This is a genomic window from Tessaracoccus sp. ZS01 (assembly GCF_022342445.1).
GTDB lineage: Bacteria > Actinomycetota > Actinomycetes > Propionibacteriales > Propionibacteriaceae > Arachnia.
Genome location: NZ_PQFE01000001.1, coordinates 756,624 through 779,956, shown reverse-complemented (window position 1 = coordinate 779,956; position 23,333 = coordinate 756,624). Strand labels below are relative to the sequence as shown.

22 protein-coding genes are annotated in these 23,333 nt (G+C 68.9%); 12 read left to right on the top strand and 10 right to left on the bottom strand.

Features of this window, described 5'->3' with window-relative positions; genetic code table 11:
* Positions 1-2,175: S8 family serine peptidase (locus C3E87_RS03735; RefSeq protein ID WP_076059347.1), on the bottom strand; the 2,175-nt coding region annotated here is incomplete at its 3' end.
* Between the two features lie 132 nt (positions 2,176-2,307).
* On the opposite strand from C3E87_RS03735, the gene abc-f reads away from it, so the two are divergent.
* Positions 2,308-3,906, top strand: coding sequence for a ribosomal protection-like ABC-F family protein (gene abc-f / locus C3E87_RS03730; protein ID WP_076059345.1), 1,599 nt, complete (start codon positions 2,308-2,310; stop codon positions 3,904-3,906).
* 81 nt (positions 3,907-3,987) lie between these two features.
* A complete protein-coding gene (locus C3E87_RS03725) occupies positions 3,988-5,415 on the top strand; it encodes a phosphoglucomutase/phosphomannomutase family protein (protein ID WP_076059342.1) in 1,428 nt (475 codons plus the stop codon).
* Positions 5,416-5,417: 2 nt separating this feature from the next.
* Here C3E87_RS03725 and C3E87_RS03720 read toward each other — a convergent pair whose 3' ends face one another.
* The 5 genes from C3E87_RS03720 to C3E87_RS03700 form a co-directional block, all read right to left on the bottom strand.
* Positions 5,418-7,385, bottom strand: coding sequence for an alpha-glucosidase (locus tag C3E87_RS03720; protein ID WP_076059340.1), 1,968 nt, complete (start codon positions 7,383-7,385; stop codon positions 5,418-5,420).
* A complete protein-coding gene (locus C3E87_RS03715; RefSeq protein WP_076059568.1) occupies positions 7,363-8,721 on the bottom strand; it encodes a glycoside-pentoside-hexuronide (GPH):cation symporter in 1,359 nt (452 codons plus the stop codon). Before C3E87_RS03715 ends, C3E87_RS03720 begins: the two co-directional genes overlap by 23 nt.
* Before the next feature lie 203 nt (positions 8,722-8,924).
* A complete protein-coding gene (locus tag C3E87_RS03710) occupies positions 8,925-9,713 on the bottom strand; it encodes a putative RNA methyltransferase (protein ID WP_076059338.1) in 789 nt (262 codons plus the stop codon).
* A complete protein-coding gene (locus C3E87_RS03705) occupies positions 9,710-10,504 on the bottom strand; it encodes an SURF1 family protein (RefSeq protein ID WP_076059335.1) in 795 nt (264 codons plus the stop codon). Before C3E87_RS03705 ends, C3E87_RS03710 begins: the two co-directional genes overlap by 4 nt.
* A complete protein-coding gene (locus tag C3E87_RS03700) occupies positions 10,501-10,818 on the bottom strand; it encodes a DUF3099 domain-containing protein (RefSeq protein WP_076059333.1) in 318 nt (105 codons plus the stop codon). The genes C3E87_RS03705 and C3E87_RS03700 overlap by 4 nt, the downstream gene beginning before the upstream one ends.
* 100 nt (positions 10,819-10,918) lie before the next feature.
* On the opposite strand from C3E87_RS03700, the gene fabG reads away from it, so the two are divergent.
* The 6 genes from fabG to C3E87_RS03670 are packed head-to-tail and all read left to right on the top strand — an operon-like array spanning position 10,919 to position 16,140.
* Complete coding sequence (gene fabG / locus C3E87_RS03695) at positions 10,919-11,635, top strand: 3-oxoacyl-ACP reductase FabG (protein ID WP_076059331.1); 717 nt, start codon at positions 10,919-10,921, stop codon at positions 11,633-11,635.
* Between the two features lie 14 nt (positions 11,636-11,649).
* The gene (gene fabI, locus C3E87_RS03690) at positions 11,650-12,423 is read left to right on the top strand and encodes an enoyl-ACP reductase FabI (protein ID WP_076059329.1); all 774 of its coding nucleotides are present in this window, start codon (positions 11,650-11,652) and stop codon (positions 12,421-12,423) included.
* Positions 12,424-12,474: 51 nt separating this feature from the next.
* On the top strand, positions 12,475-13,260 hold the full coding sequence (locus tag C3E87_RS03685; RefSeq protein WP_076059326.1) for an ABC transporter ATP-binding protein: 786 nt from the start codon (positions 12,475-12,477) through the stop codon (positions 13,258-13,260).
* Complete coding sequence (locus C3E87_RS03680) at positions 13,257-13,733, top strand: NfeD family protein (RefSeq protein ID WP_233120678.1); 477 nt, start codon at positions 13,257-13,259, stop codon at positions 13,731-13,733. The genes C3E87_RS03685 and C3E87_RS03680 overlap by 4 nt, the downstream gene beginning before the upstream one ends.
* A 26-nt stretch (positions 13,734-13,759) precedes the next feature.
* On the top strand, positions 13,760-14,947 hold the full coding sequence (locus tag C3E87_RS03675) for an SPFH domain-containing protein (RefSeq protein ID WP_083665363.1): 1,188 nt from the start codon (positions 13,760-13,762) through the stop codon (positions 14,945-14,947).
* Complete coding sequence (locus C3E87_RS03670; protein ID WP_076059324.1) at positions 14,947-16,140, top strand: amidohydrolase family protein; 1,194 nt, start codon at positions 14,947-14,949, stop codon at positions 16,138-16,140. The genes C3E87_RS03675 and C3E87_RS03670 overlap by 1 nt, the downstream gene beginning before the upstream one ends.
* Before the next feature lies 1 nt (position 16,141).
* On the opposite strand, the gene C3E87_RS03665 is transcribed toward C3E87_RS03670, so the two are convergent.
* From C3E87_RS03665 to C3E87_RS03655, 3 genes are read right to left on the bottom strand one after another with little or no spacing between them, the layout of a single operon-like run.
* The gene (locus C3E87_RS03665; RefSeq protein ID WP_076059322.1) at positions 16,142-16,738 is read right to left on the bottom strand and encodes a pentapeptide repeat-containing protein; all 597 of its coding nucleotides are present in this window, start codon (positions 16,736-16,738) and stop codon (positions 16,142-16,144) included.
* Positions 16,731-17,702 carry a bile acid:sodium symporter family protein gene (locus tag C3E87_RS03660; RefSeq protein WP_076059319.1) on the bottom strand — a complete coding sequence of 324 codons (972 nt, stop codon included), beginning with the start codon at positions 17,700-17,702 and terminating at the stop codon, positions 16,731-16,733. Before C3E87_RS03660 ends, C3E87_RS03665 begins: the two co-directional genes overlap by 8 nt.
* A complete protein-coding gene (locus tag C3E87_RS03655; RefSeq protein WP_076059564.1) occupies positions 17,699-19,417 on the bottom strand; it encodes a chorismate-binding protein in 1,719 nt (572 codons plus the stop codon). The genes C3E87_RS03660 and C3E87_RS03655 overlap by 4 nt, the downstream gene beginning before the upstream one ends.
* Positions 19,418-19,443: 26 nt before the next feature.
* On the opposite strand from C3E87_RS03655, the gene C3E87_RS03650 reads away from it, so the two are divergent.
* Genes C3E87_RS03650 through C3E87_RS03640 form a run of 3 tightly spaced genes read left to right on the top strand, consistent with a single transcriptional unit; the run spans position 19,444 to position 21,752 of the window.
* The gene (locus C3E87_RS03650; RefSeq protein WP_076059317.1) at positions 19,444-20,217 is read left to right on the top strand and encodes an RNA methyltransferase; all 774 of its coding nucleotides are present in this window, start codon (positions 19,444-19,446) and stop codon (positions 20,215-20,217) included.
* 57 nt (positions 20,218-20,274) lie between these two features.
* Positions 20,275-20,757 (top strand): transporter substrate-binding domain-containing protein, encoded by a 483-nt coding sequence (locus C3E87_RS03645; RefSeq protein ID WP_083665361.1) that lies wholly within the window; start codon positions 20,275-20,277, stop codon positions 20,755-20,757.
* Entirely contained in the window at positions 20,754-21,752 is a 999-nt protein-coding gene (locus tag C3E87_RS03640; protein WP_076059314.1) for a cation diffusion facilitator family transporter, read from the top strand. The genes C3E87_RS03645 and C3E87_RS03640 overlap by 4 nt, the downstream gene beginning before the upstream one ends.
* Here the strand turns inward: C3E87_RS03640 and def are convergent.
* On the bottom strand, positions 21,730-22,335 hold the full coding sequence (gene def, locus C3E87_RS03635) for a peptide deformylase (protein ID WP_076059312.1): 606 nt from the start codon (positions 22,333-22,335) through the stop codon (positions 21,730-21,732). The two genes, C3E87_RS03640 and def, sit on opposite strands and share 23 nt — an antisense overlap.
* Positions 22,336-22,427: 92 nt before the next feature.
* Between def and C3E87_RS03630 the strand changes: the two genes are divergently transcribed.
* A complete protein-coding gene (locus tag C3E87_RS03630) occupies positions 22,428-23,333 on the top strand; it encodes a tyrosine recombinase XerC (RefSeq protein WP_076059310.1) in 906 nt (301 codons plus the stop codon).

Below are 23,333 nucleotides of genomic sequence, written 5' to 3'. Positions count from 1 at the left end.
GATGGGGGCCGCCTGCTCGCCCCAGGTGAAGGCGGGGGAGGTCCAGTGCTGGACCCGACCGTCGCCGTCGGGCGCCTCTGCGGAGACCCGCAGCACGTAGTCGCCCGGTGGCGCGGACGTGGGGCCGGTCGGGGAGGCCACCATGCCGTCCCAGAAGTAGAGGGAGACCTGCTCCGAGCGGCCCATGCGGTTCCAGCTCAACAGGTTCTGGCGGCTCGCCTCGACGGGGCGGCCCAGGGCGTCGGCCCGGTAGACGGACACGACCATGCTGAGCGTGGGGTAGGCGAGATGCACGGCCACTGCGGGGAGATCGGCCGGATGGTAGGCGACGTCACCGGTGGCCGGTTGCCAGGCCGGCTTCTCGTCGAGGCAGATCGAGTCCCACCGCGACTCGCACGTGGCATGGGCCAGGGTGGTGAGGCCACGGTTCATGGAAGCGAGCAGGTCGACGTTCCCGTAGTCCCCGGCCATCCCCGCGAACGGCACGCGTCGTGCCTCGCCGACATCGGGGGTGAGTACCACGAACCCGCCGTAGACCGTGCCTTCCACGCCGTCGGACGGCGCGTCGACGGTGACGGTGAGCTGCGCGGTTCCCCGGGGCGGGACCGTGATCGAGCCCCGGCCGAACGTGACGCGGGCGCGCTGGGTGCCGTACAGCAGCGTGTTCTGGGTGTTGCCGGACTGCGGGTCCGGGCGCGTGGTGGTGGCATGGGCGAGGCTGGGGGTCCACGTCACCGCGGAGGTCGTCGGGTTGGAGATGGTGAGCGTGGTGGTGTGCGGGCCGTCCGTTCCCTCTCCCGCCGAGATCTTCGACGGCGTGACCAGCGCCTCAGCCGCCGCCGCCTTGTCGACGCGGAGGAGCCCGGCGCCCTGGCGCTGGATGGGGTCCAGCGCGGTCGACACCGAGGAAGAGGGGAACTGCGCCGGTGAGGCGGTGTTCTGCAGCCGGGTCAGCGCCTGCGTCGCCGTGAGACCGGGGTGGGCCTGCATCAGGAGCGCGACGGCGCCGGCCACGTGGGGGGAGGCCATCGAGGTGCCCGACATCGCCGCGTACGGGTTGCCGTCCCCGAGCGGCACGGTGGAATAGATGCCGACGCCGGGGGCGCCGATGTCGGGCTTCAGCTCGAGGTCGGCGGCCAGTCCCCAGGAGGAGAACCAGGCAGCGCGGGGAGTGGTGTTGCTCTCGAAGGCGGCGACGGCGATGACATCCCGGCCGCTGGCCGGGGCCCCCAGCGACTGGCCGAGGTTCGCACCGTCGTTGCCCATGGCCGCCACGACGATGACGCCCGAGGCCGCCAGCCGGTCCGCCGCAGCGGCCGTCGGGTACTGCGCCCAGGCCTGGAAGGACGCGCCGAGGCTGAGGTTGACCACGTCCATGCCGTCGGCCTGCGCCCGCTCCATCGCGTCCAGGATGACGGCGGTGTCGGTCCCGCCGCTGCAGCCGAACACCCGGTAGGCGCCCAGCGTGGCCTTCGGGGCCACCCCCGTCACTCCGCCGTCCGCAGCGACGATGCCGGCCACGTGCGTGCCGTGGCCGGCGCAGTCGTCGGGGCGTGCATCCGGCACGGCGGGGCCGGAACCGTAGTCGTCGCCGACGAAGTCGTAGCCGTGCGCCACCTTGGCCGAGGGGAAGGCGGTGCCGCCGGGCACGCCGTTGCCGCCCAGATCCGGGTGGTCGAGGTCGATGCCCGAGTCGATGATCCCCACCTTGACGCCCTCGCCCGTGAGCCCGAGGGCGGACTGCGCGGCGGCGGCCCCGGTCACCTCCAGCGGTGAGACCGCGCTGGGCGTGGCTGACCGCGCCTCAGGGGCGGAGACCGGGAAGACGGGATAGATGGCCCGGACGCCGGGCAGCTCGGCCACCTGCGCGATGTCCGCGGCGTCGGCCCGCACGGAGAAGCCGTTGAACAGGCTCTGGTAGGTCCGGCCGATCACCGCGTCCGGCACGGCGCGGCGCACGGTGTCGCGGAAGCTGCCCTGTTGGCGTGCGACGGCGGCCCCGCTACCGCCGGAGGTCGTCGGCTGCGAGGTGAGTTCCACGAACCACTTGGCCTCGTGCCGGGGCGTGCCGGCGGGCGCCGTCGGTTCACCGAGCGCGGGAAGGGATGCGGTCGCCAGCAGTACCGCTAGCCCCACGGCGGTGGCCGCAGCGAAGTGTCGAAGGGGCCTGCGCATGGTGGTGGTCTCCTCGGCTGGGACGCAATGACGCTGCCATTGAACAGTGACCGTCCCGGATGGCCAAACTCCACGCGACAGTTCTGCGCATCCGGTTTGGCCGATCCGGGTCCGGCGGGGAAGACTGGGCAGGTGCTGCAGGTAAAGGACGTCGAAGTGCGCGCGGGAGCGCGTTTGTTACTGTCCCCGGTGAGCTTCCAGGTGATCAACGGTGACCGGATCGGCCTCGTCGGCCGCAATGGTGCCGGAAAGACCACCCTCACCAGGATCCTGGCCGGAGAGGGCCAGCCGGCCGCCGGCGCCGTCACCCGCGCCGGTCAACTCGGCTACCTGCCGCAGGACCCACGCTCAGGCGACCCAGAGCAGCTGGCCCGTGACCGGGTGCTCGGCGCCCGCGGCCTCGACGTGGTGGTGCGCCGGATGCGCAAGGCCGAGGAGAGCATGGCCACCGCGGAGGGTCGCGTGCGCGACGACGCCATGGAGGCCTACAGCCGGGCCGAGGCCGCCTTCGTCGCGGCCGGCGGCTACGCCGCCGAGTCCGAGGCCGCCCGCATCGCGGCCAACCTCGGGTTGGCGGACCGGATCCTGGCGCAGCCCCTCAAGACCCTGTCCGGCGGCCAGCGCCGCCGCATCGAACTGGCCCGCATCCTCTTCTCCGACGCAGACACCCTCCTGCTCGACGAGCCCACCAACCACCTGGACGCGGATTCCATCGTCTGGCTGCGCAGCTACCTCCAGGGGTTCGCCGGCGGCCTCATCGTGATCTCCCACGACACGGAGTTGCTCGACGCGGTGGTGAACAAGGTCTTCCACCTTGACGCCAACCGGGCAGAGCTCGACATCTACTCGATGAACTGGAAGCGCTACCTCATGCAGCGCGAGACCGACGAGCGTCGCCGCAAGCGGGAACTCGCCAACGCCGAACGCAAGGCCGGCCAGCTGATGATGCAGGCCGACAAGATGCGGGCCAAGGCCACCAAGGCGGTCGCGGCGCAGAACATGGCGAAGCGCGCGGAGAAGCTCCTGGCCTCCGTCGAGGGGGAACGGCAGGTGGACGCGGTGGCCAAGATCCGCTTCCCGGAGCCCGCCCCGTGCGGGAAGACTCCGCTGCGCGGCTTCAACCTCAGCAAGTCCTACGGATCGCTGGAGGTGTTCACCGCGGTGGATCTGGCCATCGACAAGGGCTCCAAGGTCGTCATCCTGGGCCTCAACGGCGCGGGCAAGACCACCATGCTGCGGCTGCTCAGCGGCATGGAGGAGCCCACGGCGGGCCGCATCGAACTGGGCCACGGCGCCAGGGTGGGTTACTACGCGCAGGAGCACGAGACGCTCGACGTCAACCGCAGCGTGCTGGACAACATGGTCTCGGCCTCTCCCAACCTCGGCGACACCGAGGTGCGCAAGGTGCTGGGCTCCTTCCTCTTCACCGGCGACGACGTGGCCAAGCCCGCCAAGGTGCTCTCCGGCGGCGAGAAGACCCGTCTGGCGCTGGCCATGCTGGTGGTCTCCGCGGCCAACGTGCTGCTGCTCGACGAGCCGACCAACAACCTCGACCCCGCGTCGAGGGCCGAGGTGCTCAACGCGATCAGGACCTATGCCGGGGCGGTCGTCCTGGTCACGCACGACCCGGGGGCGGTGCATGCGCTGGAACCGGACCGGGTGCTGATCATGCCCGACGGCGTGGAGGACCTGTGGACCGATGACTATGCCGAATTGATCGATCTGGCCTAGAACGTTCACACTTTCTGTTCATTCGCTCGCAATCCGGGCACTGTTCCTGGCTCATCTGATGCGCGGGTCTAGGGTGAAGTCGTGGCGAGAATCAAGTTTGGTACCGGCGGATGGCGTGCGATCATCGGCGACGAATTCATCCGTAGCAACGTTCGACTGCTGTGTGGGGCACTCGCACAGCGCATCAGGGAAGAAGGGGCGGCGGACACCGGCATCGTGATCGGTTATGACCGCCGTTTCCTCTCGGATGTCGCCGCCCACTGGGCCGCAGAGGTGTTCGCGGGCGAGGGCATCCGCACGCAGGTGATCAAGGTGGCGCAGGCGCCCACCCCGATGATCATGTGGACGGTCAAGGACCAGGGCCTGCCCTACGGGATGGCCATCACCGCCTCCCACAACCCCGCGCTCTACAACGGCATCAAGGTGTTCACCGCCGGCGGCAAGGACGCCGACGAGGAGATCACCCAGGACGTCGAACGCCGGATGGGGCTGCTCGAGGGCGAAGGCGAGGACGCCATCGGCCACATCGCCTATGAGAAGGCACTCGACGCCGGGAAGATCACCGAGATCAACCCCTTCAACGGCTACATCGACTCCATCGTCGAGCAGGTCGACATGCTGGCGATCAAGAGGGCGAACCTGAAGATCGCCCTGGACCCCATGTTCGGGGTGTCCAAGACGTCGCTCCAGACCATCCTGATGACGGCCCGCGCAGACGTCGAGGTCATCCACGACAGGCACGACACCCTCTTCGGTGGCCGCATGCCGTCGCCCACCAGCGCGACGCTGGAGTCCCTCAAGCGCTACGTCCTCGACAACAAGTGCGACCTGGGCATCGCGACGGACGGCGACGCCGACCGCATCGGCGTCATCGACGACAAGGGCAACTTCCTGCACCCCAACCAGTTGCTCGTGATCCTCTACTACTACCTGCTCAAGTACAAGGGCTGGAAGGGCGCCGTCGTGCGCAACGTGGCCACCACGTCGCTCCTCGACGACGTGGCCGAGCAGTTCGGTGAGCAGTCCTACGAGGTGCCCGTCGGCTTCAAGTGGATCTCCGGCAAGATGCTCGAGACCGACGCCATCATCGGCGGCGAATCCTCCGGCGGCCTGACTGTGCGCGGCCACATCTCCGGCAAGGACGGCATCTACGCGGCAGCGCTGCTCGTCGAGATGATCGCCGTGGTGGGCAAGCCGATGAGCCAGATCTACGAAGAGATCACCGGCCAGTTCGACCCGCACTACATGGCGGAGACCGACTTCAAGTTCCCGCAGGAGCGCAAGCCCGAGATCCTCAACACCCTCATGGTGGAGAAGAAGCTCCCCGAATTCACCGAGAAGGTCGTCCACGTGTCCTACCGCGACGGCGCGAAGGTGTACTTCGAGGACGGTTGGATCATCGCGCGCTTCTCCGGCACTGAGCCGCTGCTGCGCATCTTCTGCGAGCTCCCCTCGCAGGAGCGTGCCGAAGCCGCCTGCGAAGAGATGCGTGCCTTCCTGGGCCTCTGAGGTCAGTAGATCCGGCTGACGGTCGCCTCCCACGGCTCCATCACGGGGCCGCGGGGGCCGCCCAACACCGGCACGATCGTGCCCCGCACGTGCGGCCGCTTGATCTTGCGCCCCGTGGTGTTGCACTCGATCAGGAACCGCTGAGCGCCCAGCGTGCGCTGGTAGGCGAAGTAGTACTTCTTCTGCCGGTGGACCCACCGCAGGTCACCGAGCGTGAGGGCGCGGAACTTCCGGCGCAGCGAGATCAGCGCGCGGTGCCACGCGAACACCGAATCCGGGTCCTCCATCTGCTCCTTCGCGGAGAATCCCGGTGTGGTGTCCGTACCTGCCAACCACGCGGGGGCCTCGCTGAACCCGCCGTCGGGATCCCAGCGCATGGGAACCCTGGCGTGGTCGCGCGTTCCCGCGAGGATCTGCTTCCACGCCTCGACCTTGCTCATGCCCGCGGTCAGTAGATCCGCGTGCCGGTTGATCGACTCGACGTCGCGGAGTTGCTCGACGCCCTCGAAGGCGTGGTTGGTGGCACCCAGTTCCTGCCCTTGGAAGAGGAACGGCGTGCCGCGCATCGTGAGCTGGATGGTGGCCAGCATTTTGCCGATCGCCGTGCGCACGGCCGGGTCGGCCTCGCGGCCACCCCCGAACTTGGACAGCATCCGCGGGTTGTCGTGGTTGTCGAGGAAGACGGCGATCCAGTCGTTGGGGGCCAGGTGCCGGTCGTAGGCGCGGTAGAAGCGCTTGAGGTACCAGAGCTTGTAGTCGTAGGTGTGCCACCTGGTCTGGCCGGGGTTGTCGAGCACGTCGAAGTTGAAGATGAGGTCAAGTTCGCCGCGCCCGTAACCGCTCAGCAGCCGCCCGAGTTCCATGCCGATGCCGGGGGTCTCGCCCACCATGATGCCGATCATGTCCGGGGGCAGTGGGTCGCCGAGCTCGCCGTCGGGCAGTTTCCGACGGGGGGTTGAGACCGGCGCCTCGCGGCGGGTGAACCCCTCCCGGCGCAGCCCCCGCAGGAACTCGTGGAGGCGCGGGCCGTAGAAGTAGTGCTCCACGCCGATGAACTCGAGCAGCTCGCCGATGAACGGATGCCCGTCCGGCAGCCCCGGCTTCTTGGAGATGTAGTTGATGACGTCCAGCCGGAAGCCGTCGATGCCGCGCTTCATCCACCACGTCACGATGTCAGCGACCTCGGCGCGCACCTCGTCGTTGTCCCAGTTGAGGTCCACCTGCCCCTCGGCGAAGAGCCGCAACGCCCAGCGTTCGGCCTCGGGGAACCAACGCCAGGCCGGGCCGGAGAAGAAGGAGCGCCAGTTGTTCGGCGGTTGGTCCGGGGAGCCCCTCTCGAGGAAGTAGTAGCCGCCGTACCTGCCGTCGGGGTCCTTCAGCGCCTTCTGGAACCACTCATGATGCGCGGAGGTGTGGTTGACCACGAGGTCGAGGATGATCCGCAGCCCGCGGTCGTGGCATTCGGCGATCAGCTCGTCGAGGTCCTCAAGGCTGCCCATCTCCTCCATGACGGCCCGGTAGTCCCGCACGTCGTAGCCCATGTCCTCGTTCGGGGAGTCGAACACGGGGGACAGCCACAGGCAGTCGACGCCCAGCTGCTGGAGGTAGTCGAGTTTGCCGATGATGCCGCGGATGTCGCCGACCCCGTCGCCGTTGGAGTCGGCGAAGGAGCGCGGGTAGACCTGGTAGAAGACCGCTTCGCGCCACCACGGCGTCGGGTCCGGGGCGCGGCCCCTGCGGGGGCGCTCCGTCTCGCTGTTGACCAGGCCGAGGATCATGTCCACCATGCCCGGACCGCTGATGGGCTCCGTCAGTTTCTCCACGACGCCGATGGGCAGGCCCGCGAAGAGGTGGATCAGGCGTCGGGGGAGGCCGGTCTGGAGGAAGAGCTTGTCCACGATGTCGCGCCCCATGGGGTGGCGGTAGAGGTCGTGGATGGTGCTGCGCTTAGTCAGCAGCTTGTAGGACATGGCGCTCCTTCACTTCTCGCACCACACGGGCGTAGAACTCTTCGTCCAGTGTGTACCTGGCCCGGAGGATGAGGTAGCTGACGGTCATCAGGATCATGGGGAGCACGAGCATCGACAGCCGGACAGTGGTGGCGCCGCTGACGCTCACGTCTGCGGCGCTGGTGGCCTCGTCGATGCCGGAGATGATCACGGTCGCCCCCACCACGCCGCTGGCGATGGCGTTGCTGAGCTTGTAGATGAACGGCTGCAGCGAGAACGTGATCGATTCGTTGCGGCGGCCGAGTTTCCACTCGCCGTACTCAACGGAATCAGCGATGAACATCACCATGAGCAGCTGGATCGCGCCCTGACCGCTGAACAGCAGCACGCCGGCCACCGCCACCAGCGGCAGCGAGGTGCCGGAGAAGAGGAACACGACGTAGCCGGCGAGGCACAGCACGGTGGCGAGCAGGTGGATCTGGCGGCGCTTCAGCACCCTGGAGACCAGCGGGAAGAGGGCGAGGGCGGCGATCTGCGTGACGCCGAGCACAGCCGCGAAAATGGGGTAGGCGCCCTCGTCGTCGAAGATGTACTTGAAGTAGTAGAGGCCGAACGACGTGGTGGTGATGTAGCCGGCCATGTAGGCCACCATCGCCAACGTGACCCACATCAGCTGGTCGTTGCGGAAGATGACGGAGAAGAGCTCGCGCAGGGGGGTGGCTTCAGGCCTGGTGGTGACCCGCTCGCGCGTGAGGATGAGGTTGAGCGACTGGAACGCCAACATGATCACGACCAGTGCCACGGCCAGTACGAACCAGGCGGTGCGCTCCGAGCCGAACACGTCGGTCAACCAGCGCGTGAGCGGTACCAGGCCGACGGCGATGGAGAACAGGCCGACGTTGGCGCAGATCCTGGCCACCACACCGATGCGTTCGCGCTCCTTCTGATCACGCGTCAGCGAGGGCAGCATGGACCAGTAGGCGATGTCATTGATGGTGAACGCGATCTCCCACACCAGGTACAGGACGGTGAACAGGATCACGTAGTTCCAGCCGTCGACGCCGGTGTCGAAGAAGATCATCAGAGTGGCGATGCCCCAGAGCAGCCCGCCCCAGAAGATCCACGGCTTGAACTTGCCCCATCTGGTGTGGGTGTTGTCCACGATCACGCCCATGAAGGGGTCGTTGACGGCGTCGAAGATGCGCATCACCACGAGGATGACCGTCACGACGGCGAGCTGCGCGCCGCTGACGTCGAGCACGTCGGTGAGGTAGAACAGGAGGTACATCGACACCAGAGCGGCGACCATGTCGCGCCCCAGAGTGCCCAGGCCGAAGCCCCAACGGTTACGCGTCATTGTGGTCAACCCGGAAGCTGCCCTGGTCGGGGTCCAACGTCATGCTGCACACCCTAGTGACGCAGATGGGCCATAGACCCCGGAAAAGGGCCATGCTGCAACCCATTGGAACCCCCAAGTACCTCGAACGTAGTAGATCGAGAGCCTACCCCCACCGTTGCAGGGGCCAGGAGGGTCCGCCCTTGGTCTCTGGCCGGTGTGCCTCAGGTCCGGGTCAGGCAGAGCACCGTCACGGCGATACTGCACGTGCCCGGGGCGACCTCCGCAGGGGAACCGTGAAAGGCGTTGGGGCCCATGGCGATGAGGTCGTGCGTCTGCTCGGCAGTGAGGTCTGCGGTGCGCTCCACCGTCGTCGTGCCGGCGTCCCAGCCCGGGAAGGCGGCGGTGACGGCTTCGGCCTTGTCCTCCGGCACGTCCAGTAGCCCGTGGCGTGCCCTGATCTCGCGGAGGTGGGTGGGGAGGGGCACCACCACCACCAGCCGGCCCCCGGGCTCGAGGACCCGCCCGAACTCCGCGGGGTTGCGGGGGGCGAAAACGCACAGCAGGGCATCGACCGCGCCATCGGCCACCGGTAGCCCAGCCCAGGTGTCCGCGACGACGGCCCCGGCGCGGGGATGGACGCGCGCGGCCCGCTTAGCGGCCGCGACGGAGACGTCGGTGGCGAGGCCCTGCGCGTCGGGCAGTGCGTCGAGGGTGTGGGCCAGGTAGTACCCGGTTCCCGCGCCAACCTCCAGGACCCGCGTGGCGCCCGCTGCCGCGTCGGCCACGGCGTCGGCGATGGGGCCGAAGAGGCCGCTGCCCAGGAAGCGCGCCCGGGCATCAAGCATTGCGGGCGTATCGGCGTTCTTCGGCGCGGCGTGGCCCAAGAGGTTGACGTAGCCCTGACGTGCGATGTCGTAGGTGTGGTTGCCCGGGCAGCGCAGGGCGCCGTCGTGCCGGTTGAGTGGCTGGCCGCAATGGGGGCAGCTCAGCCAGTCGAACGGGTGCGTCATCCGTGTTGCTCGTCGGCGCGTGGCAGGTCGACAGGGCTGACGACGCTGGCGGGTGCAGCCTGGGCCTTCTTCCGCGCCTTGCGACGATCGCGGATGTCGCCCCGGATGAGCACGACCAGGCCGATGATGCCGATCACCGTGAACGCGAACCACTGCAGCGCATAGGAGAAGTGGCTGCCCTCGTCCAGCGGCGGGGGGCCGATCGGGGTGAGGCCGGACGAGTCCGCGGGGCTCGACTCGATCACCGACACGAAGCCGTTGACCAGCTCAAGACCCATGACGTCGCCGAGGACGTCGGAGTTGATCAGGCGGAGTTGGCCGTCGTGAGGGGTCATGGCGCCCACGTCGCCGCGCTGGTTGCGTTGCACGAAGCCCGTGATCGTGACGGTGCCGGTGGGCAGCGTCGGCTTCTCGGCCTCCGGTGCGGCGCCCTGGCGGGGGAGGAAGCCGCGGTTGACCAGCAGGTGGTCACCCTGGTCTGTCTCCAGCACGGCGAGGAACTCGGAACCGTAGACGCCGTCGAGCGAACGGTAACGGACCTGGAACTGCTGGGGCACGTATTCGCCCGTGGCGGTCACGCGGTACCACTGGTCGTCGTCGCCGATCTCGCCGGTCATCACGTCCGGGTAGGGCCGCACCTCCAGCGACTCATGGGCCACGACCGTCGCGTTGCGCTCGCGCCGTTGGTCGAGGCGGTCGAGCTGCCAACGGCCGAGCTGGACGAAGGTGAAGGCCAGCAGCACTCCGATCAATGTGATCGCGACGTAGCGGATGACCTGTGTGCGGGTCACGAATCGTCCTCCTCGAGGGTGCCCTTGACCACGTCACCTGTGGTGAGGGACTTGGCGTCGGCCGACGGCTCTGCGGGGGCAGGCGGGGGCGGCCGGTGGTCCACCTGGTTGGCCAGCAGTACCGCAGCGAGCGCGAGCACGGCCGCCAGCACCAGAGTGACGACCTTCCACCACCCCGGCACGATCAGGAAGGCCACGAACAGCGCCGTGCGCACGCCCATGGTGATCAGGTAGCGTTTCTGCCGCTCCGCCAGATCGAGGCTGCGACTTCGCCCGGCGCTGGTGATCAGCGCTGCGTCGTCCGTCTTGGCCATGCTTCGAGCATAGTCTCCGCCTCGCTTCGAACTCGAGTGGCGGCACGCGCGACCCGGGACACGGCGACAAGCCAGACTGCCGTCGGGTAAGTTGCTCTCCGTGGCTGAAGAACAAGGACGCGTAGTACTCATCACCGGCGGCTCCAAGGGAATCGGCCGGGCGATGGCAGAGGCATTCCGCGACGCCGGGTACCGCGTCGCAGCGACGTACCGCTCCGGCGGCGTGCCCGATGGCGTCCTCGGCGTCACCTGCGACATCACGGACCAGGGCCAGGTGGATCAGGCCTTCGACCACATCGAGGCTGAACTCGGCCCGGTCGAGATCGTCGTCGCCAACGCCGGCGTCACGAAGGACACCCTGCTGATGCGGATGTCGGACGACGACTGGAACGCCGTCATCGACACCAACCTCACCGGCACCTTCCGCGTCGTGCGCCGCGCCACGAAGAAGATGACGCGGGCCCGCTTCGGCCGGGTCATCCTCGTCTCCTCCGTGGTGGCCCTCCTGGGCTCGCCGGGACAGATCAACTACTCCTCGTCGAAGGCCGCGCTCGTCGGCATGGCGCGCAGCCTCACCCGCGAACTGGGCACCCGCAACATCACCTCGAACGTGATCGCGCCCGGCTTCATCGAGACCGAGATGACCGCCGTGCTCGGCGACGATCTCATCGCCGACTACAACAAGCGGATCCCCGCGGGCCGGCTCGGCAGCGTCGACGACGTGGCCAGGGCCGCGCTCTTCCTCGCGTCCGACGGCGCGGGCTACATCTCCGGTGCCGTGCTGCCCGTTGACGGCGGCCTCGGCATGGGTCACTGAGGAAGGAACGGACAATGGGTCTGCTCGAAGGAAAGAACATCCTGGTCACCGGTGTGACCATGCGCACCTCGATCGCCTACGCGGTGGTCGACATCGCCCAGCGGGAAGGCGCCAACGTCGTGGTGTCCGCGGCCGGTCGCGCGGTCGGCCCCGCGCAGCGCGCCGTCGGCAAGCTCGATACCGTGCCGCCGCTGATCGAACTCGACATCACGGACCCGGAGCACCTGGCGGCGCTGCCGTCCATGCTGGGCGAGCATTTCGAGGGCGGGCTGGACGGCATCGTGCACTCCATCGCCTACGCGGACCCGGAGAAGGCGCTCGGTGGCGCGTTCCTCAGCACCGACTGGGAGACGGTCGGCAACGCGATGCACATCTCGGCCTACTCCCTGCAGTCGCTGACCATGGCGGCCAAGCCCATGCTCAACCGCGGGGCAGGCGTCGTCGGGCTCACCTTCGACGCGCGTTACTCGTGGCCCTCGTACGACTGGATGGGCGTGGCGAAGGCCGCCCTGGAATCCACCTCGCGGTACCTCGCCCGCTACCTTGGCCCGGACGGCATCCGCGTCAACCTCGTGGCCGCCGGCCCCGTGGACACGGTGGCGAAGAAGGCCATCCCCGGTGCGTCGTCGTTCAACGACATCTGGGCCGAGCGGGCCCCGCTGTCGTGGGACGCCTCCGACGCGGTGCCCTCGGCGAAGGCCGTCGTGGCGCTGCTGAGCGACTGGTTCCCCGCCACCACCGGCGAGATGGTGCACGTCGACGGCGGGCTCCACTCAACCGGCGCCTGACACCGCGCGTCCCGCATCCCTGGGGATTCGTCGGCCGGTAGGGTTGGTGCCATGGCAACGGTGGCAGAACTGGCAGGCGTGACGATCAAGCGCGGCAACAATGTGCTCCTTGACCGCATCTCGCTGATCATCCACGAGGATGAGCGCTGGGTGGTCGTCGGGCCCAACGGCGCGGGGAAGACAACCCTGCTGCAGGTGCTCTCCGCACAGATGTACCCCAGCGACGGTGTCGTGGGGCTGCTCGGCGAAGTGGTCGGGGCCGTCGATGTGTTCGAACTGCGTCCCCGCATCGGGTTCACCTCACTCGCACTGGCGGAGCGGATCCCGGCGCGTGAAAAGGTGCGCGACGTGGTCCTGTCTGCCGCGTATGGCGTCCTCGGCCGCTGGCGCGAGGAGTACGACGTCTACGACGAGGCCCGGGCAGACGACCTGCTCGCCTCCCTGCGCGTCGACCAGCTCACCGGACGCACCTTCGGCACCCTCAGCGAGGGCGAGCGCAAGCGCGTCCAGATCGCCCGGGCCCTGATGACGGATCCCGAGATGCTGCTCCTGGACGAACCGGCCAGCGGCCTCGACATCGCCGGCCGGGAGGCCCTCGTCGACACCCTCTCCGAGATCTGCCTCGACGAGGACTCACCGGCCACCGTGCTGGTGACACACCACTTGGAGGAGGTCCCTGAGGGAATCACCCACGCGCTGCTGCTGCGCGGCGGTGTCGTCGTGGCTTCCGGGCCCGTCGAATCAACGCTGACCGACGAGAACCTGAGCGCCACCTTCGACATGCCGCTGGCCGTCACCCGGCACGACGGACGCTGGGCCGCCCGGAGCCGGCGATGAACGAGTTCATGGACTGGTTCCGCGACAACCTCTGGGCCGGGTGGGGGTTGCTGGCCATGGGGCTCGCGGCCGCTGAACTCCTCACGCTCGACCTGACGTTGCTGATGCTCGCCGCCGGCGCGCTCACCGGCGGCGTCGTGGCACTGGTGTTCCCGGGGCTCGTGTGGCTCCAGATCGCCGTTGCCCTGATCACCGCCGTCGCCACCCTCTTCCTGCTGCGGCCCACGCTGTTGGCCAAGGTGCGCGCCTCCAAGGGCTACCGCTCCAGCCTCGACACCCTCGTCGGCTCCAAGGGCCGCGCCACCGCCATGGTCTCCGGGATCGCCGGCGAGGTGAAGGTGGACGGCCAGATCTGGGAGGCCCGCTCCTTCGATCCGTCCATCACCATCGAGGCCGGCGAGGAGATCGAGGTCTTCTCCATCGACGGCGTCACCCTCAGCGTCTATCCCAGTAACCGCCCTCTCACGCAGTAGCCACAGCCACCATCTAAGGAAAAGCGATGCCTGACCCGTCACTGTTCATTCTCATCGGCGCGGCGGTGGTCGTCGTGCTGATCCTGGCCGCCACGCTGAAGATCATCCGGCAACAACAGGTGGCGCTTGTGGAGCGGCTGGGGAAGTTCCGCAAGGCCCTCGAACCTGGGCCGCACCTCGTCGTGCCGTTCTTCGACCAGATCCGCTACACCCTCGACATGCGCGAGGAGGTCGTCCCGTTCCCGCCGCAGGGCGTGATCACCGAGGACAACCTGATGGTGTCGATCGACTCTGTCATCTACTTCCAGATCGTCGACCCGGTGCGCGCCGCCTATGAGGCACAGAACTACCGCGCGGCCATCGAACAGCTCACCATGACCACGCTGCGCAACATCATCGGCGGCATGGACCTCGAGGCTGCGCTGACGTCGCGCGAGGAGATCAACCAGCGGCTGCGCGCCGTGCTGGACGAGGCCACCGGCAAGTGGGGCATCAAGGTCAACCGCGTGGAACTCCGTGCCATCGAGCCGCCGCCCACCATCCGTGACGCGATGGAGAAGGGCGCCCGCGCCGAGCGCGACAAGCGTGCCCAGATCCTGTTGGCCGAGGGCCAGCGGCAGTCGCAGATCCTGTCGGCCGGCGGTGACCGCGAGGCCGCGATCCTCCGGGCCCAGGGCGACCGCGAGGCCCAGGTGCTGCGCGCCCAGGCCGAGCGGCAGGCGGCCATGCTCCGCGCCGAGGGCGAGGCGCAGGCCATCACCAACGTGTTCGAGGCCATCCACGCCGGGCAGCCGGACCAGGCGCTGCTGGCGTACCAGTACATGCAGATGCTGCCGAAGCTCGCCAACGGCGACGCGAACAAGATGTGGATCGTGCCCAGCGAACTCAACGACGCGCTGAAGGGCCTCGGCCAGATCGCCGGCGGGGAGGCGCAAGACGTCCGCGACTACGTCTCGCAGGCGACCACGCGGTTCCAGGCGCCCAAGAAGGTCGACGTGCACGCGGAGATCGAGGAGCAGGCCGAGAAGGACAAGCAACGCTCGGACGAGACGGTGGAGAAGGCCATCGCCGACGCGAGGGCCCTCGAGCAGAACAAGCTCGCCAAGCGGCAGACCGGAGGCCGGCCCGCGCTGTCCCAGGCTGCCGACAACCTCCCACTGGGAGACCCGCAACACATGGAACAGCCGGCCGAGCAGACCGACGACCACCTCTGATGCGACCCATCACCGCGCTGCGCAACGTCCGCGTCCGCAGCGACGGCATCACCACGCGCGCCGTCGACCTGGTGTTCGACGGCGGCCTGATCGCTGCCGTCGAGCCGGCTGCAGACCTGGATTCGGCCGGCCCCGATGAGGTGGACGGCAGGGGACTGCTGGCCATGCCCACCGTCATCAACGCTCACGCCCACGTCGACAAGTCGTGGTTGGGACTCGAATGGCAGTCCTACGGCGGGGAGGGCGGCACCGACGGCCGGATCCGCCACGAGCGGGCGCGCCGGGATGAACTGGGCATCCCCAGCGTCGAGCGCACCCGTGAGGTGCTCCAGGCGTTCGTGGAGCACGGCACCACGGCGATCCGGACCCACGTCGACGTGGACCTCGGCGTGGGGCTCCGTGGCATCGAGGCGGTGCGCGAGGCGGTCGCCGAATGGGACGGCGCGCTGCAGGCGGAGATCGTCGCCTTCCCGCAGGACGGGGTGCTGAGGCGCGACGGTGTCGCCGATCTGCTGCGCCGGGCGGTCAGGGCCGGTGCCGAACACGTCGGCGGCCTCGACCCGGCCGGGATCGACCGCGACCCCGTCGGCCAGATCGACGTGCTGCTGGGCATCGCGGCCGACGAGGGGTGTGGCATCGACATGCACCTCCACGATTCCGCGGATCTGGGCGCGTTCCAGATGGATCTGGTCATCGAGCGGGCCGCCCGCCTCGGGCTGCACGGCCGGATGAACTTCGCCCACGGTTTCGCCATCGCGCAGGTGGGGCCGGCCCGGCGCCGCGACCTCCTCCAGGCGATGGGTGAACTCGGCATGACGTTCACCACAGTGGCGCCCCTCCGCCTGCCCCAGTTGCCGCTGCACGAGTTCGCGGAGGCGGGCGTGCCGTTCGCGTTCGGCACCGACGGCATCCGCGACCTCTGGTCGCCCTACGGCACCGGCGACACCCTCGGCATCGCGTGGCAGTACGCACGGTCGTCGTCGATCGTTCGCGATGAGGACCTCCAGCGGGTGATGGACCTGGCGACGCGCGGCGCCGCGTCCTTCGTGGGCCGGGCGACGCACGACCTGGTGCCGGATGCGCCGGCAGATGTCGTCCTGGTGGAGGCCGAACACGAGATGGATGCGCTGGTGCGGGTGCCACGCCGCGAACTGGTCATCGGCGGGGGACGCATCCTGCACACGGCGGGCTGAGTCAGTCGAACTGGATGCCGAACTGCCTCAGGAGGGCGAGGGCATCGTCGTCCGGGGTCAGGCGCAACCCCTTCGTGCGGCACGACGCCAGGTCGATGCCGTAGCCGTAGCTGCCTTTGAGGTTGACGTCACGCAGATCCGCGTCGGCGAAGCGGGCCCCGGTGAGGTCGCAGTCGGTGAAGCGGGTGCGCATCATCTTGGTCTGGGAGAAATCCACGTCGGTCAGCGAGCACCGCTCGAACACCCACCGCTCCGCGGTGGCCCGCTGGAAGCTGCTCAGGTCCAGCTTGCACTCGGTGAAGTACGGCTGCCCGAGGCCCGACGCCCCGAGTTTGCCCCAGGCGACGCCCACGAACTTGCTGCGCTCGAAGGTGCACGAGACGAACGAGGTGTTCGTCAGGTCTGCCAGGGAGAGGTCGCAGTCGACGAAACGGCACTCCGTGAACATGGCCCCGAAGAGCCGGCCCTCGAGCATCGAGGCGCCGGTGAACGTGCAGGAGTCGAATTCCATGGCCTTCAGGGCCTTGTTGCCCAGTGAGCCGGAGAAGGTCTCCTCGACGAAGACCTCGTCGTCGCCGAGATCGCCCAGGTCACGCATGGCTGTCCTCCTGTCGGTGTCGTCCGAGCCTGTTGGCCAGGACGGAACTCACCAGCAGTTGCACCTGGTGGTAGAGCATCAGTGGGATGACGACCACGCCGACGGTCGCTGTGGGGAACAGCACCATCGCCATCGGCACCCCGGTGGCGAGTGACTTCTTCGTGCCACAGAACATGATCGCGATGCTGTCCGGTCGGTTGAAGCCCAGCCGGCCCGCCAGGTGCCAGGTGAACCAGAACGTGAAGGCCAGCAGCCCCATGGTCACCGGCAGCACCCAGGCGACATCCGCCCAGCCGAGGGTGCGCCACGCGCCGGAGGCCCGCAGATCGGAGAACGCGCCGTAGACGATGAGGACGATCACTCCTTGGTCGACATACTTGAGCCCCTTGCGGTGCCGGGCCATGAAACCGGCCGTGACGAACCGCGAGAGCTGTCCCAGGATGAAGGGCAGCAGCAGTTGAACCATGACGTTGTAGATCTGCTGCATGCCGATGGACCCTCCGCTCGAGGACTGGATGAACAGCACCGTCAGCAGTGGGGTGATCACCACGCCCAACACGTTCGAGGCGGTGGCCGACACCATGGCGGCCGGGATGTTGCCGCCGGCCAGCGACGTGAACGTGATCGACGACTGCACCGTCGAGGGCACCAGGCACAGGAAGATCAGGCCGATCTTGATCGGCTCCGACAGCCACCCCTCCGGAACGGGCAGCAGCGGCACAGCCAGCAGCGGGTACATCACGAAGGTGATGGCCAGGATGGTGAGGTGGAGCTTCCAGTGCCTGATCCCGGCCACCGTCTCCTCCGTCGACAACCGGGCCCCGTATCCGAAGAAGAGGAGGAAGATCGCGACCTTCGTCACGCGGTCGAGGACCTCGGCGGCGCCGCCCTCCAGCGGCAGGAGCAACCCCAGGGCGAGGCTCCCGAGGATGGCGATCATGGTCAGGTCGAGCTTCAGCTTCATTCAGTGGTCTCCAGGGTCGCTTCGAGGCAGCCGCGCAGGGCGTTGGTCACGATCAGTCGCTCGGCTCCGAGGAGGCGGTCGACGGTGAACTCAGCTTCGCCGATCTCGTCGGCGCCGATGAGGCCGGGGTCTGCGAGGACGGCGGCCCGTTGCACTCCGTCGAGGATGCCCAGGGCGAGCGGCGGCGTCACCCACCGGCCATTCAGGAGCGCGAAGACGCTGGTCCGGGCACCCTCGAGCACCCGGCCCCCGCTGTCGAAGCCGATGGCGTCGAAGGCCCCGCGCTCCCGGGCTGCGGCCGAGGCCCGGTCGAAGTGCGACCGGTCACTGGTCTTGAACCCCGCGAGCGGGGTTGGTTCCCACGGCTCACCGCACAGGATGAGCGTGACCGGCGTGGCGACGGCTTCCAGCGCAGTGACCTCGACGGCGACCACACCGTCTGGCGCGAGGTCCAGGCTCAGCCGCCATCGGCCCCGGCTGGGAACCCCTCGCGCAGCGTCGTCGACGACACCCGCGACCGGAGGGAAGCCGAGGGCCGCGGCGGAGCGCGAAAGCCGTTCCTGATGCCGGTCTGCGAGCGGCGCGACCCCGTCGACGACGCGGATGGCCTCCCGGAGATGAACGGTGGGCAGCAGCGAGCCGGCGAACGCGGCCTTGGCCTGGCATTCGGCCCATTCGGCGTCAGCGGTGCTGTCGGCCACGACGCCGGAGCCGATGCCGAGCCTGGCGGTGTCGCCGTCGATCTCCACGGTGCGGATCGCGATGTTCAGCGTCATGTGCCAGCCGAGCGGCCCGTCGTCGGGGGCGATGACGCCCATGCTCCCCGTGTAGAGACCTCGGCGGTCGCGCTCCAGCGCACGGATGAGGTGCATGGAGGCGATCTTGGGTGCCCCGGTGATGGAGCCGCAGGGGAAGGTGGCGGCGAGGAGGCGGCCCGGCGTGGTGTTGGGGACGAGTTCCGCGCGGACGGTGCTGGTCATCTGCCACAACCGCCCGACCCTCTCCACCTCGAAGAGCTTCGGCACGTCGACGCTGCCCGGCACCGCCACCCGGCTCAGGTCGTTGCGGAGGAGGTCGACGATCATGAGGTTCTCGGCGCGGTTCTTCGGGTCGCGGCTGAGCGTGGTCGGGTGTTCGGTGACCGGTGCGGTGCCCTTCATCGGCTTGCTCAGCGCGTGGATGCCCTCGACGGCGATGAACAGCTCTGGCGACAGGCTCAGCGTCCATGGGGCGGCCGGTGCGGGCAGGTGCGCCAGGACACCGAACGAGACGGGTTGGCGCGAGCGCAGCCGGCGGTACAGCGCGCGCGGATCTCCCACGGCCCTCGAGAGGATGCGATGGGTGTAGTTGACCTGGTAGGTCTCGCCTGAGGCGATGGCCTCCTTGACCGCCTCGATGCCGCGGTCGAACTGGTGGCGGTCCACGTCATGCCCGGTGCCGGTCAGCCACGCGGGGGAGCGGGGCAGGAACTCCTCGGCATCGACGTCAGAGCGGTGGGCGAACCAGAACAGGGCGCCGCTCGCTTCACCGCCGACACCGAGGGCGGCCTCGCCCAGGTCGTACGGCAACCACGCGAAGGCGTGCAACCCCTCGCGCCAGCCGGCGTCCAACGAGGCGTCGATGGTGCCCAGGGTGACGCTGTCCGTCCGGGCGAGACCCGTCATGAGCGTCGCCCGCCCGGCGAGGGCGTCGTCGAGCAGCACGAACGGGTCCATGACGAGCAAGGCTATAGCCTGACACGGTGATCATCGAGGTGAGTGACCCCGCCGACGGGCGCCTGGCGGACTTCGTGGCCCTGCGCGATGCGCAGCTGCGACGATCCGAGGACCGGTTCATCGCGGAGGGGCTGAAGATCATCGAGCGGGCCTTCACCTCTGGCGCGCGGCCGCGCGCCTTGTTGCTGCAACCGCGGTGGCTCGAGCAGCTGGCCCCCCTGCTGGCCGCGCATCCCGACGTGCCTGTCTACCTGGGCACGGAGAAGATGATCGAGGAGGTGAGCGGTTTCCATGTGCACCGCGGTGCACTGGGCTCGTTCGACCGGCTGCCTGAGGCGCCCTGGGACGCGCTGCTCGCGGGGCGGCGGCTGATCCTGTGCGAAGGGATCGTCGACCACGCCAACCTCGGCGTGATCATGCGGCTGGCCGCCGGGCTGGGCTGGGACGGCGTCGTCGTGTCGGAGCGGAGTGCCGACCCTCTCTACCGCCGCGCCATCAAGGGCTCGATGGGCGCCTCGCTCGTGCTGCCCTGGCGGCGGATGGGCGGCGACGCGGACCTCGAGCGGATCCGCGCGGCCGGGTTCACCGTCGTAGCCTCGAGCATCGCCCCTGGGGCCGTCGAACTCGACGCCTTCGAGGCTCCAGAGAAGGTTGCCCTGATGCTGGGGACCGAGGGCCAGGGTCTGAGTCGTTCCTGGCTCGCCGCAGCAGAGCACCACGTCCGGATCCCCATGACGGACCGCGTCGACTCGCTGAACGTGGCCACAGCCGCGGCGATCCTCGCCTACCTTCTGCGCTGACCGCACGTTCGGCCCCATCGGCCGCCGAATGCCCCCCGGTGCTGGCAGACTGCGGGCATGATGGCGCTGCTGCGACTGCTGACGTTGGTGACGGCGCTGCTGCTGCTGGCCGGCTGCAGTGAACCGGAGTACCCGCGTGACCCCGAGGACACCCTGCTGCGGGCGATGGACGGTGGGCTCACCGTCGGTGTCTCGGCACACCCGCCCCACATCGACATCTCGGACGAGGGTGAGGTCACCGGCCCCGAGGCCGAGATCCTCACCGGGTACGCCGAGTCGATCGGCGCGGAGATCGAGTGGGTCGAGGGCGCCGAAAGCGAACTCATGGAGAAGATCAAGCTCGGCGAACTCGACGTGGTGGCCGGGGGCCTGACCGCGAAGTCGCCGTGGACGACGCACGCGGCCATGACGCGGCCCTACGGGAAGGCTGCCGGCCCGGACGGCAAGGAGCAGAAGCTCGTCTTCGCCACGCGCCTGGGGGAGAACGCACTGTTGTCCAGCCTGGAGCGTCACCTGATCGAGGAAGGGCTGAAGCCATGAAGGGCCGGGGATACTCCGCGCTGCCGCCGGACAAATCGGAGGCGCTGCACAAGGCGATCCGGCTGCAGTGGATCTCGCTCGTCGTGATGGTCCTCATCATCGTCGCCGTGGGCCTGGTGGCGGGCCAGTCGCAGGCCATGCGCACCGCCTTCGTCGAGGACATGTTGGCGCTGCTGCCGCCCATCGCGTTCCTGCTGGGAGTGTGGCGGGCGAGTAAGAGCAGGTCCCCGAAGCATCCCTATGGCCATCACCGGGCGATGTCGGCCGGCCATTTGGTGGCCGCCGTCGCGCTGCTGGTGTTCGGCCTGTCGCTGCTGTACAACGGCGCCAGCGCACTGGTCATGGGGGAGAGGCCCCCGGTGGGTGTCATGTCGCTGTTCGGCCAGACGTTCTGGGCCGGCTGGCCCATGATGATCGTGATGTCGATGACTGTGGTGCCTGCCGTCATCCTCGGCCGCCTGAAGATGAAGCTGGCGGAGGAACTGCACGACCAGTTGCTCTCGGCGGACGCGGACATGCTGAAGGCCGACTGGTCCACCGCGCTGGCCACCGTCGCCGGCGTCGCGGGCATCGGCTTCGGGCTCTGGTGGGCGGATTCAGCCGCCGCCATCCTGGTGTCGGCCAGCATCGTCAAGGACGGCGTGACCAACCTCCGGATCGCCGTCGCCACGCTCCTCGACGAGAGGGCCACGCCCATCGCCTCCCGGGACCCGCACCCGGTGATCGGCAAGCTGCGTCAGAAGGCGCTGAGCCAGGCGTGGGTGGGGGAGGCGGCGGTGCGGGTGCGCGACATGGGACACGTCTTCCACTCCGAGGTCTTCGTCGTGCCCGCCGAGGGCCACCACCCGGGCATCACCGAGCTCGACGCGCTGCGCCATCAACTGTGCGACACGGACTGGAAGGCGCTGGACACCGTCGTCGTGCCCGTGAAGCAGCTTCCCTCCGACATCGACGAGCCGTTCACCTCCGAGGTCAGTCCTCGCTCTGGGGCATAGGGACCGCTGCGCGCTTGGGGGAGACCGGCCAGTCGTCGGGATAGCGCCACGCCAGCTCGTCGACCTTCTTGTCCAGTTGGCGACGGGCGCGAGCGGAGAGGCGGTCGCCGAAGACCGTGCCGCCCAGGTGATCCGTCTCGTGCTGCAGGCAGCGGGCGAGCAGGCCGGTGCCCTTCACCGTGATCTCGTTGCCGTAGGCGTCCTGGCCCGTGCAGGTGGCCAGATCCGGGCGGGCCACGCTCTGGTAGCCGCCCGGGTAGGACAGGCAGCCCTCTTCAGCGGCGTCCAGGTTGCGGTCCTTGCCTTCAGGAAGCGTGACGACGGGGTTGCACACCACGCCGCGGTGGATCCTGTCGTCCGCATCAGGGCATTCGTAGACGAACACGGCGGTTCCGACGCCCACCTGCGTGGCGGCCAGACCAACTCCCTCAGCGGCCCTCATGGTGGCCCACATGTCGCGGATCAACTGGTGGAGTTCCTCGCCGAACTCAGTGACTGGTTCCGTCTGCTTGTGCATCACCGGGGTGCCCCAACGGGTGATAGGCAGAACTTTGCCGCCCTGGGTGAGATCGGCCTCAGCCATTGTGCTCCTTCAAGGTTCGGGTACGACGGACAAGTATGCCGCACCGGGTGTCGCTGGCGCGCGGCTGCCGCTGCCGGGGGAGGATGGCAGGTATGGAACTTGCCCACGGCTGGTCGGCGCTGCTCGACGACTACGCCGCGCACCTCGGCGCGGAGCGCGGCCTCAGCCCGCACACCGTGCGGGCCTACGGGACGGACCTCCGAGACCTGGCCACCTTCGCCGACATCGCGCCCGGCGAAGTGACGCTCTCGACGCTGCGGGCCTGGTTGGGCGTCATGCGCGACGACGGCGCGGCCGCGTCCACCCTCCAGCGCCGCGTCGCGTGCGTCAGGGGGTTCTTCGCCTGGGCGGTGCGGGAGGGCGTCATCTCGGTTGATCCGGCCGTCCGGCTGAAGGCTCCCAGGCGGCAACGGCGGCTGCCGAGGGTGTTGGCCACCGGTGCCGTGTCCGAGACGCTGGCCGCGGCCGAGAACCGCGCCGCCGAGGACGGCGACCCCATCGCGGTGCGCGACCTCGCGCTGGTCGAGGTGCTCTACTCGAGCGGGTTGCGGGTCTCCGAGATGTGCACGCTCACCCTTCGCGACGTGGACCGCGAGCGTCGCTCCGTCAGCGTGCTGGGCAAGGGCGGGAAGCAACGCACCGTGCCGTTGGGGCTCCCGGCCCTCCGTGCGGTCGAGGCCTGGCTGCGGGTGCGCTCAGCAGTCAGCACACCGTCGAGCCCCGACACCGTCTTCCTGGGCGCCAGGGGCGGTGCGCTCGACCCGCGGGTGGCGAGGCGGGTGGTCCACGAGGCGACGGCGGCCGCCGGGCCGGGGGCCGAGATCGGCCCCCACGGGCTGCGCCACGCGATGGCCACCCACCTCCTCGAGGGGGGCGCGGACCTGCGCAGCGTGCAGGAGATGCTGGGCCATGCGTCCGTGGCCACCACCCAGATCTACACCCACGTCACCTCGGAGCGCCTGCGCCAGGCCTTCCGGCAGGCGCACCCGAGGGCGTGA